At 72.9% G+C, this 15,060-nt stretch carries 9 protein-coding genes; 4 read left to right on the top strand and 5 right to left on the bottom strand.

Annotated features, from left to right (window positions below):
- The first annotated feature begins 1 nt into the window (after position 1).
- Together ABT093_RS07790 and ABT093_RS07795 are read left to right on the top strand one after the other, a co-directional pair.
- The gene (locus ABT093_RS07790) at positions 2-1,195 is read left to right on the top strand and encodes a cytochrome P450 (protein WP_350561550.1); all 1,194 of its coding nucleotides are present in this window, start codon (positions 2-4) and stop codon (positions 1,193-1,195) included.
- Between the two features lie 50 nt (positions 1,196-1,245).
- The gene (locus tag ABT093_RS07795; protein WP_350561552.1) at positions 1,246-2,835 is read left to right on the top strand and encodes an FAD-binding protein; all 1,590 of its coding nucleotides are present in this window, start codon (positions 1,246-1,248) and stop codon (positions 2,833-2,835) included.
- An 88-nt stretch (positions 2,836-2,923) separates the two neighbouring features.
- On the opposite strand, the gene ABT093_RS07800 is transcribed toward ABT093_RS07795, so the two are convergent.
- From ABT093_RS07800 to ABT093_RS07810, 3 genes are all read right to left on the bottom strand, one after another.
- Entirely contained in the window at positions 2,924-3,841 is a 918-nt protein-coding gene (locus ABT093_RS07800) for an SDR family oxidoreductase (protein ID WP_350561554.1), read from the bottom strand.
- Positions 3,842-4,416: 575 nt separating this feature from the next.
- The gene (locus tag ABT093_RS07805; protein WP_350561556.1) at positions 4,417-4,995 is read right to left on the bottom strand and encodes a TetR/AcrR family transcriptional regulator; all 579 of its coding nucleotides are present in this window, start codon (positions 4,993-4,995) and stop codon (positions 4,417-4,419) included.
- A gap of 120 nt (positions 4,996-5,115) precedes the next feature.
- Entirely contained in the window at positions 5,116-5,607 is a 492-nt protein-coding gene (locus ABT093_RS07810) for a DUF1269 domain-containing protein (RefSeq protein WP_350561558.1), read from the bottom strand.
- Positions 5,608-5,839: 232 nt separating this feature from the next.
- Between ABT093_RS07810 and ABT093_RS07815 the strand changes: the two genes are divergently transcribed.
- Positions 5,840-8,578, top strand: coding sequence for a cation-translocating P-type ATPase (locus tag ABT093_RS07815; protein WP_350561560.1), 2,739 nt, complete (start codon positions 5,840-5,842; stop codon positions 8,576-8,578).
- A gap of 173 nt (positions 8,579-8,751) precedes the next feature.
- The gene (locus tag ABT093_RS07820) at positions 8,752-11,529 is read left to right on the top strand and encodes an ATP-binding protein (protein WP_350561562.1); all 2,778 of its coding nucleotides are present in this window, start codon (positions 8,752-8,754) and stop codon (positions 11,527-11,529) included.
- Here the strand turns inward: ABT093_RS07820 and ABT093_RS07825 are convergent.
- Positions 11,516-12,934 (bottom strand): cellulase family glycosylhydrolase, encoded by a 1,419-nt coding sequence (locus ABT093_RS07825; protein ID WP_350561564.1) that lies wholly within the window; start codon positions 12,932-12,934, stop codon positions 11,516-11,518. The genes ABT093_RS07820 and ABT093_RS07825 overlap by 14 nt on opposite strands.
- Positions 12,935-12,971: 37 nt before the next feature.
- Complete coding sequence (locus ABT093_RS07830; protein ID WP_350561566.1) at positions 12,972-14,486, bottom strand: IPT/TIG domain-containing protein; 1,515 nt, start codon at positions 14,484-14,486, stop codon at positions 12,972-12,974.
- Positions 14,487-15,060 lie beyond the last annotated feature (574 nt).

Genomic DNA, 15,060 nt, shown 5'->3' on the forward strand with positions numbered 1-15,060 from the left:
CATGACCACCATCACGATCGACCTCGGCGACCCCGAGTACCACCTCAACCCCTGGCCGACCTACGTCCGGCTGCGGGACGAGAACCCGGTGTTCCACGCCCCCGGCGGCATGTGGGACGGCTCCGACTTCTACGTCCTCAGCCGGTACGACGACGTCTCGCTCGCGCTGAAGGACAAGAAGCTCTTCTCCTCGCAGATCCGCAAGGGCGACTACCTCAACCTCCCGATGCTGGTGAACCGGGACGCGCCCGAGCACACCCGGCTGCGCCACATGGCCAACAAGGCGTTCAACGCCCGGCTGGTCCGCACCCTCGGCGGCTGGGTGCAGGACATCGTCGACGAGCTGATCGACGAGATCCTGGCCCAGGAGAAGGTCGAGTTCGTCGAGGCCTTCACCACCGCGCTGCCGCTCAAGGTGGTCGGCGGCATGCTCGGCATCCCGCTCGACCGCAAGGCGGACCTGCGCCGCTGGTCGGGGGCCGTGATGGCGTCCTTCGCCGTCGCCGCCGGGATGGACCCGGACCTCGCGCCCGGATTCTTCGAGGACATCGTGGAGTTCGGCAACTACATGGGCGAACTCGCCCACCAGCGCAAGGGCAAGCCCAACCAGGAGGACATCCTCGGCGAGCTGGTCGCGCAGCTGGAGGCCGGGGACATGACCCGCGACGAACTGGTCACCATGGCCTGGTCGTTCGTCGCGGCCGGCCACGAGACCACGATGAACCTGCTCGGCGGCGGCGTGCACATGCTGCTGACCGACAAGGCCCTCGCCGACCGGCTGATCGCCGAGCCCGAGCTCACCCGGGACTTCATCGAGGAGTACCTGCGGCTGTACAGCCCCACCCAGTGGCTGCTGCGCCGGGCCGCCGAGGACGTCACCCTGCACGATGTCACCATTCCCGAGGGCGAGTTGGTGCACGTCCTGATCGGCTCCGGCAACCGCGACCCGCGCAAGTTCCCGAACCCCGACGTCTTCGACCTGGACCGCGACACCAAGGGCGACCACCTGGGCTTCGGCGCCGGACCGCACTTCTGCCCGGGCGCCGCGCTCTCCCGGCTGCTCGCCGAGACCGCGTTCCGCTCCTTCTACCCGCACCTCGACCGGCTCGCCCTGGACCCGGAGGACCCGCCGCGCCTGCGCACCACGCAGGGCTCGTACGGCATCGCGAGCATGGGCGTCCGCGTGACGGCCTGAGGACGCCCCGGAACCGCACAGTCACCGCCATCGCCATTCGAGAGGACGAAGTGAACGGACCCGCAATCAACAGACGGCAGATCCTGCGCTACGGAGTGGCGGCCACCGGGGCCGCCGCCCTGTCGGGGGGCCTGCTGAGCGGTGTCGCCCGGGCCGCCGAGCCCGTCGACGTGGTGATCGTCGGCAGCGGATACGCAGGCTCGGTGGCGGCGCTCCGGCTGGCCCAGGCCGGCTTCAGCAGCGTGCTCCTGGAGCGCGGACGCCGCTGGCCGATCACTCCCGCGGGCGACACGTTCTGCACCCCGCAGGCCCCGGACGGCCGCGCCGCGTGGCTGGCCACCACCTCGCCCTTCACCAACGAGAGCTTCCACCCGTTCACCGGCGTGCTGGAGGCGTTCGTGGCCGACGGCGTGATCGGCCTGGCCGGCGCGGGCGTCGGCGGCGGCTCGCTGGTGAACAACGCGGTGATGATGGCGCCCCGGGAGGACTTCTTCCGCCGCAGCTTCGGGACCTCGCTCGACTACGCCGAGATGCGGGACGTCTGGTACCCGCGGGCCCGCAACCTGATCGGCGTCGCCCCGATCCCGGACGACGTGCTCAACTCTCCGTACTACGCCAACGCGCGGGACCTGCTGGCCGAGGCGGCGCGGGCCGGACTTCCGACGATGCGCCCGGACATGGCGGTGGACTGGCAGATCGTCCGCAACGAGATAGCCGGCACCGCCGTGCGCTCGGCGATCCTCGGCCACTCGGACTTCGGCGTCAACAGCGGGGCCAAGCGCAGCGTCGACCGCTCGATCCTCGCGGCGGCCGAGGCCACCGGACGGGTCTCGGTGCTGCCGCTGCACCAGGTGACGGACATCGGCCCGCTGGACAACCGGTACCTGATCACGGCGGAGCAGATCGACGAGCAGGGGCTGGTCAGGGCGCGTCCGCAGTTCGCGGCCCGGTACGTCTTCCTGGCGGCCGGTTCGCTCGGCACCACCAAGCTGCTGGTCCGGGCCAAGGGCAGGGGCAGTCTCCCGCGGCTGGGCGACCAGGTGGGGCGCAACTGGGGCACGGGCGGGGACCACATCATCGTCCGCGCCGGGCTGCCGCTGCGCGACACCGCGCAGGGCGGGCCCTCGCACATCGTGGCCACCGACTGGGCGGACCCCGAGACCCCGGTGACCTTCCTCGGATTCCCGCTCGGCTACCCGGCGCTCGGCTCGCTCGCCGGCACGATGCTGGGCCTGTCCGTGCCGCCGGCGCTCGGCCGCTTCGACTACCGGCCGGCCACCGGCAAGGTCGAGCTGACCTGGCCGAAGTCGGACCCGCGGATCCAGCGGGTCACCGACGCGATGTCGGCGACCACCTCGAAGCTGGACCGGGCGAACCCCGGGATCAGGGTGGACGTGGTGACGCCGGCGCTCACCGCGCACTGCCTGGGCGGGGCGGTGCTGGGGCAGGCCACCGGGCAGGCGGGCGACGTCGCCGGGTACGACAACCTGTTCGTGATCGACAGTTCGCTGATCCCCGGTTCGACCGGGGCGGTACCGCCGGCGCTGACCGTCACGGCGCTGGCCGACCGCTGCGTCGACCGCGCCCTGCACCGGCTGACCTCGCCGGGCCCGGCCGGGACGGTGCTGGCGCTCTCCTGAGCACCCGCTCGGCGCCCTGGGGTCGAACCATCGAGGGCCGTTCCGGAAGCCAGTCGGTTCCGGAACGGCCCTCGGCGTGGTGCCCGGATCAGGCGTGTGCGGCGACCAGCTGCTCGGAGGCCGCCCAGAGTTCGGTGGCCCGGTCGCGGTCGTGCGACTCCTTGGAGCTCTCGCGCGGCTTGCGGCCGGAGAAGTAGGCGCCGGTGGTCCCGGCCGGCTCCGGCGCGGTGGCCAGCCAGGCGAGGTCGCCGGAGGACTGCGCGACGGACCGGGCCCCCGGCAGCGTCGCGACCAGCAGCGGGGTCAGCTGGGCGTAGACCCGCTGGATGAGCGGCGGCCAGTCGCGGTCCAGCGAGGTGCCGGGCATCAGCCCGGGATCGAAGGCGTTCACCGTGATCCGGCGCGAGGCGATCCGCCGGGCCAGCTCGTAGGTGGTGTACAGGTTCGCCAGCTTGGAGGTCGCGTAGCGGACCCGGCCGGACTTGGCCGAGCCGTTCAGCTGGGAGCGGTCGGGATCGACCATGGCCTGCGGGTCCTCCCAGCGCGGAGCCGGGAATCCCATCGACTTCCGGGGCCCCTGGTGCACCTCGCTGGAGACCAGGATCACCCGGCCCGGCTCGGCGATGTGGTCGAGCAGCAGTTGGGTCAGCAGAAAATGCCCGAGATGGTTCGTGGCAAAGGTCAGTTCATAGCCGTCCTTGGAGCGCTGGACGCCGTTCACCACCTGGATTCCGGCATTGCAGATCAGTACGTGCAGCGGCGGCCGGTCGGAGTTCGCGAGGATTTCCCGGGCGCCGGCGCGGACGGATGCGAGCGAGGAAAGATCGAGTTCGACGACCTCCAGGCTCGCGTCGGGAATCGCCGTGCGGATCTCCGCCGCGGCGGCCTCGCCCTTCGGCACGCTCCGGCAGGCCATGATCACATGCTCTCCGGCCGCGGCGAGTTCACGTGTGGTGGCCAATCCGAGCCCCGAGGAGGCGCCGGTGATGATGACGGACTTCTTCAAGGTCGACTCTTCTCTGTGGATGATTGCAATCATGCGCCGCAGCGATCTGTCTGACTGCTCATCAGAATACCAGAGCCGTATTCCCCGAATCCTATTCCCTCGATTTCCGGAATTGTCGTCACTGGCATGTACCGGGCATCACATCGCGGTGAAGAAATGACCAGGAGCGGACGGCCCCGCTCCGGAAATATGCCGGTCGCGCCGAATACGCCGGTCGCGCCGGACGGCGCACTTTCCCCGAACGGCGGATGCGTGCCGGGCCGGATCCTGACCGTCCTGTCAGTAGCCTGCGGGCCCCGATCCGACACCGAGCGGCGGCGTCCTTGCGCGCGTCGCCGAACCGGGTGGTGATCACACCGCCGTGGTCCGTGCGTGCGGGACGTCGTCCGCCGGCACCCGGGGGAAGAGCTCGGCGTGCCGGTCGTCGCGGTGGTGGGTCATGAGGGTCTCCGGATCGTGCGGGGGCGCGCACTCAGGCTCGCGCTGACTGAAAAGTCAGTCAGAACGACAGGCGTGCCATGACCCGTTCCGGTCCGTGCCGAGACGGAGTGCGACGAGCGTGGAACCCGCGCGGCTCAGGCAGCGAGCCGGATCACTTCGGCGTCGATCGCGTCGGTCATCAGCGCCCGGGCGTGCACCAGCGGGAGGCTGCCGCTGAGCCAGCGCGTGCTGAGCCCCTCCAGCAGCGCCGTCAGCCGCTCGGCCGCGCCGGCCAGCGCGACCGCCGACGCCATCGGCCGGACGGCGCCGAGCAGTTCGGCGATCTCCTGGACCCAGATCCGGGTGGCCCGCGCCAGGTCCTCGCGCAGCGTCTCGTCGAACACCGCGCTCGCCCGCAGCTCGCCCCAGGCGGTGCTGTTCTCCCGCACCTCGACGCTGTCCTGGAGTTCCAGCAGCAGCGTCCGCTCCAGCTCCTCGCGCGCGGTCGGCGGCGGAGCGTCCGGGGCGCGCTCGGCCGTGTGGCGCTCCGCCCGGTCGTTGATGAACCCGAGCGTCTGGCGGAGGACTCCCGTGCGGTCCTTGAAGTGGTAGTAGACGAGCGCCGTCGACACGCCCGCCTCGGCCGCGAGCTCCTCCACCCGCAGCCCGCGCACCCCGCGTCGCGCGATCACCCGCGCCGCTGCTTCCAGGATCGACGTTCTACGACTGGCCATGATCGGCCATCCTACCGGCGCCGCGGGCGCCGCCCGGGCCCGTCTCCTGTCCATCCGGTCAGGACGCCGGATGCTTCCGCGCGGTCCGGCGGCGGACGCCGGCGGCGGCCGGGCGGGTCCTCACCCGCCCTCGGTGAAGGTCTCGCGCAGGCGGGCCTCCTCCTCGGCGGAGAGGTCCGTCTCCAGGAGTTCGGCGTGCCGGCCCTCGAAGGCCGACCGGACGCGGTCGAGCACGGCGTCCGAGCTGAGGACGAAGAGCGCGGAGGTGCCGGGGGTGACCTTCTGCCGCAGCTGCTTGACGAAGTGGTCGTCGATGCCGAGGTGGGCGAGGTGGCCCCCCATGGCGCCGCCGGCCGCGCCCGCCGCGGCGCCGAGGGCGGGGACGAAGAAGATCATGCCGAGGAGGAAGCCCCAGAAGGCCCCGCCCAGGGCGCCCATGCCGGTCATGTCGCCCAGGTGGCGGGTCCGGGGCTTCCGGGCGCCCTCGGGCCAGCTGACCACGGCGCCGTCCTGGACCCTGATCAGCTCCTGGTGCTGCAGCTTCTTCAGCGCGGCGAGGGCTTCGTCGGCTCCCCCCGCCGTGGGGAAGCGCCATACCGTCAGGGTCGCCATCACGGCTCCGATCGCAGGGGAGGGCGGGACGGGCCCATCCTCGGCCCGCGGCGGGTGCGCCGCCACACGGGCCGCCCGGAAGGACGCCGTGGGTTTGACGCCGCCGCCCGGCGGCCACAGCGTGGCAGGTAGCCGCCGCCTCCCGTGCCCACAGGTCCCGCGTCAACACGCCGTTCGGGGCCCCGCCGTACGGCCCGGCGGCCCCACGGCGTCGTGCGCGCGAGGAGCGAAGATGGCGGAGCAGGCCGGACGGCCGGGGCCGCAGGAGGCCCCGGAGCCCTGGTACGGGCGGACGCCGCAGGAGGTCGCCGACCGGCTGGGTGTCGATCCGGCGGTCGGGCTCAGCGCGGCCCGGGCGGCGCGGCTGCTGGCCGCACACGGCCCGAACGCGCTCCCCGAGGAGGAGCAGCGGCCGGGCTGGCTGCGCTTCGTCGACCAGTACCGCAGCTACATGCAGATCATCCTGGTGGCCTCGGCGGTGGTCTCGCTGGCGATCGAGGAGTGGACGACGGCGGTCCTGCTGCTGGCGCTCACCCTGGTCAACGCGCTGGTGGGCCTGCGGCAGGAGGGCAAGGCCGAGAGCGCGATGAACGCGCTGAAGTCGATGATGGAGGCGACGGCGCGGGTCCGGCGGGACGGCGCGGAGGCGGAGATCCCGGCCGAGCAGCTGGTGGTCGGTGACGTCGTGCTGGTCTCGGCGGGCGACGAGGTCCCGGCGGACGGACGGATCGTCGAGGCCAGTTCGCTGCAGATCGACGAGTCGGCGCTGACCGGCGAGAGCGTCCCGGCCGCGAAGGACACGGCCACCCTGGCGGGCGGCGGGCGGCTCGGCCCGGGGGACCAGACGAACATGGCCTTCATGAACACCCCGGTCACCCACGGCAGCGGCCTGGTCGTCGTCACCGCGACGGGCGCCGGAACGGAGCTGGGCAGGATCTCCGGGATGCTGTCGGCCACCCGGAGGGAGCAGTCGCCGCTCACCCGCGAGCTCAACACCCTGACGCTGTGGATCGCGGCGGCCGCCGGCCTGACCATGGTCGTGATGTTCGCCCTCGGCCGCAGCCGCGACCAGGCCTGGGACGCGCTGTTCGTCAGCGCGGTCTCGCTGGCCATCGCGGCCATCCCGGAGGCGCTGCCCACGGTCAGCCAGGTGATCCTCTCCGTCGGCAGCCTCAACCTGGCCAGGCGCAACGCGATCGTGAAGGAACTGCCCTCCGTCGAGACGCTCGGCTTCACCTCGGCCATCAACTCGGACAAGACCGGCACCCTGACGATGAACCAGATGACGGTCGTCGAGGTGCTCAGCCCCACCGACCGCTACACCGTCTCCGGCACCGGCTACCGCCTGGAGGGGCGGATCCACCACGCCGCCGGCTCCACCCCGGGCATCGAGGACGCGGTGCTGCCGTACCTCGTCGCCAACGACGCCAAACTGGTCGACGGCGAGGTCGTGGGCGACCCGACCGAGGGCGCCCTGCTCGTCCTCGGTCACAAGGCGGGCCTGGACATCGAGGCCACCCGGGAGCGCTTCCCGCGCCTCGCGACCCTCCCGTTCGACCCCGGCTACAAGCTGATGGCCAGCTTCAACGAGGCCAAGGACGCGGACGGCCGACCGGTGGTGCGGTGCTTCGTCAAGGGCGCGGCCCCCGCGGTGACGGCCCGCGCCACCTCCGCCCTCGCGGACGGCGCGGGCATCCCCTGGGACGAGGACCTCGGCGGCCACGCCCTGGCGCAGACCGAGCGGATGGGCGGCGAGGGCCTGCGCGTGATGGCCGCCGCCTACCGGGACCTCGACCCGGCGGACTTCGACCCGGACGGCGACCTGCTGGCCCTGGTCACCGGCCTGCGGATGACCAGCCTGGTGGGCATGGTCGACCCGCCGCGCGAGGAGTCGAAGGCGGCCGTCGCCAGCGCGCAGGCCGCCCGGATCCGGGTGCGCATGGTGACCGGGGACGACGTCACCACCGGCGCCGCCATCGCCCGCCGGCTCGGCATCGACGGCGAGGCGATGCTCGGGGCCGACTTCGCCGCGCTGCCGGAGCACGAGCGGCTGGCCAGGATCGACGGCATCGGCGTCGTCGGCCGCGTCGCGCCCGAGCACAAGGTGCTGCTCGCGGACACCCTCAAGAAGAAGGGCGACGTGGTCGCGATGACCGGCGACGGCGTCAACGACGCCCCGGCCATCAAGGCCGCCGACATCGGCATCGCGATGGGCAGCGGCACCGACGTGGCGAAGAACGCCAGCCGGATGGTCCTCGCCGACGACAACTTCGCCACCATCGTGCACGCCGTGCGGGAGGGCCGGAAGCTCTACGACAACCTCACCAAGTACATCCGCTTCGTCCTGGTGCTGCTGGTCACCTTCGTGCTGACCTTCCTCGGCGCCACGGTGTTCGACATCGCCGCCGGGGAGCCGTTCACCCCGCCACAGGTCCTGTGGATCCACTTCGTGGTCAACGCCCCGTTCGGCTTCGCGCTGGGGTTCGACCAGGAGAGCCCCGGGCTGATGCGGCGCACCCCGCGCCCGCGCGGGGAGTCCGTGCTGACCGGGCCCGTGGTGGTCACCGTCGGGCTCGCCGGGCTGGCGCTCACGGTGGCCCTGCTCGGCCTGATCGAGCTCGGCCGGACGCACTACGGCAGTGCGCACGTCGGCAACTCGATCGCCTTCACGGCCTTCGCGCTGTGCCTGATCGTGGCCGCCTACGAGTGCCGCAGCGAGCGCGGCTCGGTGCTGACCGTGCGTACCTTCGACAGCCGACAGATGAACCTGGCGGCGCTCGGCGAGTTCGTCCTCGCGGTGCTCGTCACCCAGATGGACGCCTTCCACCGCCTCCTCGGCACCACCGCCATCAACGCCCGGCAGTTCGGCTGGGCCCTGCTCGCCGCGATCGCGCTCCTGCTGCTGTGGGAGCTGGGCAAGCTCCTGGCCCGCCGGGCCACCGGCGCCCGCGGCCCTGTGGCGGCCGGGTGACGGGTGCTTCGCACACGGGAACGGCAGCCCAGGGAGCCGCACCAGCACCGCCACTCCATGCCCGGGGCCGGTGGAGCGGTGGAGGGATTGTCAAGCCCGCGCCGGAGCGGGCCGTTCGGCAGTAGCCTCGGCATCGGCAGCGACGGCCGTGGAGGCGTGAAGGGGAGGCGGCGGTGGCCGGAGGGGAGTCGGCGGCCCGGGGGGACGGCGGCGGGGAGGACGACTGCCCGCTGCACGAGCGGGAGGCCGAGATCCGGTCGGCCGGGGAGGCGGTGGGCAGGCTCACCCGGCCCGCGGGCGCCGGGCTCGGGGAACTGCTGGTGTACACCGGCGCCGCCGGGCTCGGCAAGACCGCGGTGCTCACCGAGGTGCGGCGCCGGGCGGGGCGCGCGGGCTGCACCGTGCTGTTCGCCCGGGGCGGGGAACGGCAGCGCCACGAGCCGTTCCACGTGGTGCGCCAGCTGGTGCAGCCGGTGCTCGCGGCCCTGTCCGACGAGGAACGGGCCCAGGTGTTCGGACCCTGGGAGGACATCGTCGGCCCGGCGGTGGGCCTGCTGCCGCCCGGCGGACAACTGGACCCGCAGGGGGTGCGGGACGGGCTGGACTTCGTGCTCACCGGACTGGTGCGGCGCCGCTCACCGGTGGCCGTGCTCGTCGACGACCTGCACTGGGCCGATCCGGAGTCGCTCGGCTGGCTGGCCGGCTTCGCGGTGCGCGCCCGGGAACTGCCGGTCCTGCTGGCGCTCGCCTGCCGCGACGAGTTCCCCGACGACGTCCTGCCGCTGCAGCGCGCCCTCGTCACCAGGGCCGACCGGCGGCACGAACTGCGGCCGCTCCAGCCGGCCTCGGTCGCGCACCTGGTCCGCGCCGCCCTCGGCGCGCGGGCGGAGGACGCCTTCTGCCGCCACGTCTGGGCGATCACGGCCGGCAACCCGTACGAGACCACCGCCCTGCTGCGCGAGGTGCTCGACCAGCGGCTCGAACCGGTCGAGGAGAGCACCGGCCAGCTGCGCGAACTCGCCGCCGACGCGCGGGGAATGACGCTCCGGCACTGGCTGGACAAGATCGGCCCGACCGCGATGCGGTTCGCCTGGGCGGCGTCCATGCTGGGCACCGACATCCGCCCGGACCTGGCCGCCGTCATCTGCACCCAGGGCCCGGAGACCGCCGCCGAATCCGTCCGGGAACTGCGTCGGCAGGGCGTCCTGACCGGCACCTCGGGCGGCCGGCTGGAGTTCGTCCACCCGCTGATCGCCACCTCGGTCTACCAGTCGATGCCGCCGGCCACCCGCACCGCGATGCACGGGGTCGCCGCCGTCGAGACCGAGAACGCCGGCCTCGGCCTGCTGACGGCCTCCCGGCACCTCCTGGAGACCCTGCCCGAGGGCAACGACGACATCGTGGGCAAGCTGCGCCGCGCGGCCCGCGAGCACCTGGCGATCGGCGCGCCCGAGGCGGCCCAGCGCTGCCTGCGCCGCGCCATCAGCGAACCGCCCGCCGACCAGGACCGGGCCGAGGTGCTCTACGAACTCGGCTGCTCGGCGCTGCTCACCGACCCGGCGACCACGGTCAACCAGCTGCGCCTGGCACTCGCGGCCCCGTACGGGCTGGGCCCGGGACTGCGGGTGGACGCGATCTTCCGGCTCGCCCAGGCGCTCGCCCACAGCAACCGGCTCGGCGAGGCCGCCCGGGTGTGCGCGGAGGAGGCCGCCCGCACCCCGCCCGGCCCGGGCCGGCTGCGCCTGGAGGTCGCCCACTTCATGTTCGCCGCGTTCCAGTCCGAGGACGCGGACGGCCCGGGCCGCTCCCGCAGGCTCGCGGAGTTCGACCGGATGCTCGAAACGGTCGGCCTGGCCTTCACCGACGGCGCCGCGAAGGACGGGCCGGCGGCCCCGGACGAGGTGCTCTTCGAACAGAACGGCCTGGCCCACGCGGTCGCCGTGCTGCGCTGCTGGGACCTCACCCTGCGCGGCGTGCACCGCGAGCGGGCGATCGCCCTGGCCGAGTCCGCGCTGCCGCACGGCCGGCTGCCCCGCAGCCTCGGCTGGACCAACACCACCTGGGGCTTCGAGCTGCCGGGCATCCTCGGCATCAGCTACCTCTACGCGGACCGGGTCGACCGGGCCGAGGAACTGTTCACCGAGGCGGTCCGCGCCTACGAGGTCGCCGGCTGGAGCGGCGGCCACCTCGGCTTCGCCTACCTGCTGACCGGCATGCTCCGCCTGCGCTGCGGCGCGCTGGCGCAGGCGGAGGACTACCTGCGCCGGGCGCTGCGCATCGCCGAACGGATCGGCCCGGGCGTCCCGCTGCACTGGGACGCGGTGGGGGCGCTGGCCGAGACCCTGGCGGCGCGCGGCCGGGTGCCGGAGGCGCTGGAGCTGGCGCGCGAGCACGCCTTCGGCCCGCCGTACCCGACCGTGATGGTGCTGCCCGACGCCCCCACGCTGTACGGCCGGCTGCTGCTGGCCCGCGGCGACCGGCCCGGCGCCGCCGCGACGCTGACCGCCGCCGGCGAGGCGCTGGACGCGCGCGGCTGGCGCAACACGGTGTGGGCGCCGTGGCTCGGGCACCTGGCCCGCGCGGTCGCCCCCGACCAGCCGGACCGGGCCCGCGAGCTCGCCGAGGAGGCCGTGCGCCGGGCCCGGGAGTCCGGGACGGACTCGGCCATCGGCAGCGCGCTGCGGCTCTGCGCGGCCGTGCACGACCGGCCGCGCGCGGCCGAGCTGCTCGCCGGGGCCGTCCGGCACCTGGAGCGCTCACCCGCCCGCTACGAGCACGCGCTCGCCCTGGTCGACCTGGGCGAGGCGCTGGCCGACGCCCCGGCCGCCCGGGCCGCGCTGGACCGCGGACGGGAGCTGGCCCTGCGGTGCGGTGCCGACGGCCTGGCCGCCCGCGCCGGGGACCTCCTGCAGCACGCGGGCGCGGCGGGCCGGGGCCTCAGCGCCGGGTGACGGTCACCTGGACGGTCTCCTGCCCGGGCAGGGCGGTGAGCCGGAGCAGCCGGGCGTCGGGCGGCGACACCACCTCGGCGCCCCGGCTCTCGACCCGGTAGCCGCCGGGGTAGGTGCTCTGCGGCAGGTACACCTCGGTGCGCGCTCCCCGGGCGAACGGCCGGCCGTCGTCGGCGCGCAGGGTGCTGTACTGAAGCGTGAAGGTCCCGGTCGTGCCGTCGTACCGCCACTGCTGCGGGGTGCCCGCGACCGCCTGCGGGTACGGCCGGACGATCGCCGGGTCCATCAGATCGGGGCCGGTCGGCGGCTCCTGGGGGTGGTCGGGCGTCTGGTTCTGCGCCAGGGCCCAGAACATCCAGGACGCCATGTGCTCGTCGAACCGGTCGGTGAGGGCCGTCAGCCTGGCCGCGTCCGTGGTCGCGCCGAACTCGGTCACCACGCCGACGCCGCCGTCGGCGTCGGCGCGCGCCAGGCCGTTGGTGATGCAGGTGTCGACCTCGCCGAAGCAGTAGTCGTGGAAGCTCAGCCCCGCCTTCGGGTCGCCGGTCGGGTTCGGCATCCAGTTCGGGGTGCCGAAGTCGTTGGTCAGCGACGGCTCGAAGAACAGCAGGTGGTCGCGGTCGACTCCGCGGACGGCGTTCATGACCTTCGCCTCGAACGGCGCGAGCACCTCGCCCTCGAACCGGGGACAGCCGTCCGGGAAGCAGGTCGGGTACTCCCAGCCGGGCCACGGCTCGTTGATCAGGTCGTAGCCGAGGACGTACGGCTGGTCCGCGAAGCGCCGCGCGACGTGCGCCCACATGGCCGCGTAGTGCTCCTGCACCCCGACCCCGTCGGGGGCGGCGTGGTCGCGCCAGAAGTTCTGCCAGGTCTGGTTCTGCGCGGGGCTGGTGAAGTAGACCAGCGGGAAGCCCGGATTCGGTTCCACGGGCAGGCCGTCGGTGAACGTCGCCCACTCCGGGAACCCGCTCCAGCTCGCGCCGACCGACTTGTTGAAGGCGTCCTGGTGGGAGTCGACGAGGCTGTGGATGTGGAAGCGGGCCAGCAGTTGCTGGGTCTGTCGGATCTGCTCGATGTAGGCGTCGTCGTAGACGCCGGGCTGCGGCTCGACCGCGCTCCAGGCGAAGCCCAGCCGGACCGCGTTGAAGCCGTTCTCCGCGAGGAACCGGGCGTCCTCCTCGCCGAACCCACCCGCCGCGGGGAAGTACGGCGGGTTCTTGTAGACCAGGTTCACGCCGTGCACGGTGACCACCCGGCCCTGGTCGTCCGTCAGCCAGCGGCCCGTGTGGCCCAGCGCGGTGGCCGAGGGCGTCGCCCCGGTGGCCGTCGCGTCGGCGGGCGCGGTCAGTCCCAGCACCAGCAGGATCAGTCCGAGGCAGCGTGCTGTCGAGGACTTGATGGTCATCGCACAAACCTTTCGACGGGGGCGGAGGCGCCGGCGGTCACTCCACGAGCAGCCCGGGATAGGTGAACTCGTCGGCCGGGCTCGCGGGGGACAGGTAGCCGTTGGAGAGCACCCTGACGTCGACGGTCCTGCTGAGCGGCGTCCCCGAGGCCGGCGCGGTCGCGGTGATCCGGGTCGGCGAGCTCAGGGTGACCGAGGCCGAGGGGTTCCTCCCGAAGTAGACGGTGGGCTTGCCGGCGAAGCCCACACCCGTGATGTCGACCGTGGTCCCGGCCGTGCCGGAGTCCCTGCTGAGCGCGGTGACCAGGACGGGAGCGGGCCCGCCGTAGGCGAACTGCGCGAACGGGACGGCCGGGGAGGTACCCAGGGTGCCGGTGACCCGGACCTCGACGATGCCGGCCCCGGCGGGTGCCGGCACCGTGATCCGGTTCGCGCCGTCGACGACGGCGTTCGCGCCCGGCACGGTGCCGAAGTCGACCACGCTGTCCGGACCGAAGCCGCTGCCGGTGATGACGACCGGCGTGCCCACGTCGCCGACGGTGGGGCTGATCGCCGTCACCACCGGCCCGGCGGGCACGAGGGGTGCCTGCAGCAGGTCCAGATAGGTGGAGTTGGCGTGCTGGTAGCCGGCCTGGCCGAAGAAGTCCGCGGTCGAGTGCCTGACCACGGTGCCGTCGAAGGTGTCGTAGTCGGGGTTGAGGCCGAAGGTGTTGTCCGGCTGGGCGTAGGTGTTGGGCCCGGTGAGGGCTTCGAGCTCCGGGATGAGGAGGTCCTTCACCTCGTCGGTCGCGACCGGTCCGTGGACGGCGGGGTACCAGGACTTGGCCGTGTCGAGGGAGGACCAGGCCAGCGGGACGAGGTCGTAGTCGTTGGCGTAGCCGAGGTTCACCGTCCACTTCACGGAGCCGAAGTAGTCGGCGAAGTCCTGCAGGCCGGCGGTGGGAGCGGCGAAGGTGATCACGCCGAACGTCGGGGAGACGCCGTCCCAGGTCCGGGCCTGGAGGTACAGCGCGAGCATCGTCGCGACGCAGCCGCCCAGGCTGTGGCCGATCACGTAGACCGCCGGGGGCGTGGGCGACGCCGCGAAGAGGCCGGTGAGCGCCTGCACGAGGGTGGAGCCCGTCGGCGAGGAGCCGTCGGTCATGCCGACGACCTCGGTGAACGCCGTCATGGCCCCCTTCGAGACGGAGACCGGCTGCGGCGATCCGCCGGCGGTGAACGGGACCACCGTGCCGACGTCGAGGTCCTCCAGGAGGTCCGTCACATTGGCGGTCGTCCCGCGGACCACCACGGCGAACACCGGACCGTGGACGTTCTTCGCGATGTACGCCATGTTGGCGTTGTAGGGGCTCAGCGCGAGCCACTCCAGCTCCCAGGTACCCCCGGTCGCCAGGTCCGGGTCGGCCAGCTGCCGGGTGACGCCGGCGGCGACGCGGGCCCGCTGCGCCGCCAGGGTCTCGCCCGAGGGGCGCGAGGCCGCGCCGGTCGCGGCGATCGCCGCCAGGGTCATGGTCACTCCGGCCGCGGACACGGCCGCCAGGTTCTCCGTCATGGGCACTCCTCGGGCGACCGCTCGGACGCCGAGCGGGCCGGATGGGTCGTGCCCAAGCTATCCACGGACGGGGACACCCAGGGGCAGGCCGTTCTCCAGGGACGCGGTTTCAGGCCTTTGGTCTAGGTGCCTGCGCCCGGCCGGGCGCAGGCGCAATTTGTTCTGCGGCGCGGAAGGGGAGTACTGTCACCCAGTCGCTCGGCAGGGAGCACCGGACACGCATCGGCGCGGACGGTCCCGGGGCGGCCAATCCTCTGGACATACGAACGCCTCCCCGGCATGGGGTCTATTTGGCGTGTGCATTTCCCGGGGATTGCGGTCGGATTCGCTTTCCGGAGCGGAGGTCGGCTAGAGTTTGAAACGTCGGACGGGGCGTCAAGCCGCAGAAGACGCCAGTGAGTTGGGTGAAGGAAGCGCCGGGAACGGCACGGAAACATCTGATAAGCTGGAGACACGAAAGAACGAAGCGCCCGGAGGGTCGGTGTGAAAGCCGCCTGATGGAAGCGTCCGTTCCTTGAGAACTCAACAGCGTGCCAAAAGTCAACGCCAGATATGTTGACATCCCCGGCCTCGG

Source organism: Kitasatospora sp. NPDC002551 (assembly GCF_040296005.1).
GTDB lineage: Bacteria > Actinomycetota > Actinomycetes > Streptomycetales > Streptomycetaceae > Kitasatospora.

Coding starts and splice junctions, on each gene's coding strand:
- ABT093_RS07830 (WP_350561566.1), bottom strand. CDS start 14,486: ATGACGGAGAACCTGGCGGCCGTGTCCGCGGCCGGAGTGACCATGACC.
- ABT093_RS07825 (WP_350561564.1), bottom strand. CDS start 12,934: ATGACCATCAAGTCCTCGACAGCACGCTGCCTCGGACTGATCCTGCTG.
- ABT093_RS07790 (WP_350561550.1), top strand. CDS start 2: ATGACCACCATCACGATCGACCTCGGCGACCCCGAGTACCACCTCAAC.
- ABT093_RS07815 (WP_350561560.1), top strand. CDS start 5,840: ATGGCGGAGCAGGCCGGACGGCCGGGGCCGCAGGAGGCCCCGGAGCCC.
- ABT093_RS07805 (WP_350561556.1), bottom strand. CDS start 4,995: ATGGCCAGTCGTAGAACGTCGATCCTGGAAGCAGCGGCGCGGGTGATC.
- ABT093_RS07810 (WP_350561558.1), bottom strand. CDS start 5,607: ATGGCGACCCTGACGGTATGGCGCTTCCCCACGGCGGGGGGAGCCGAC.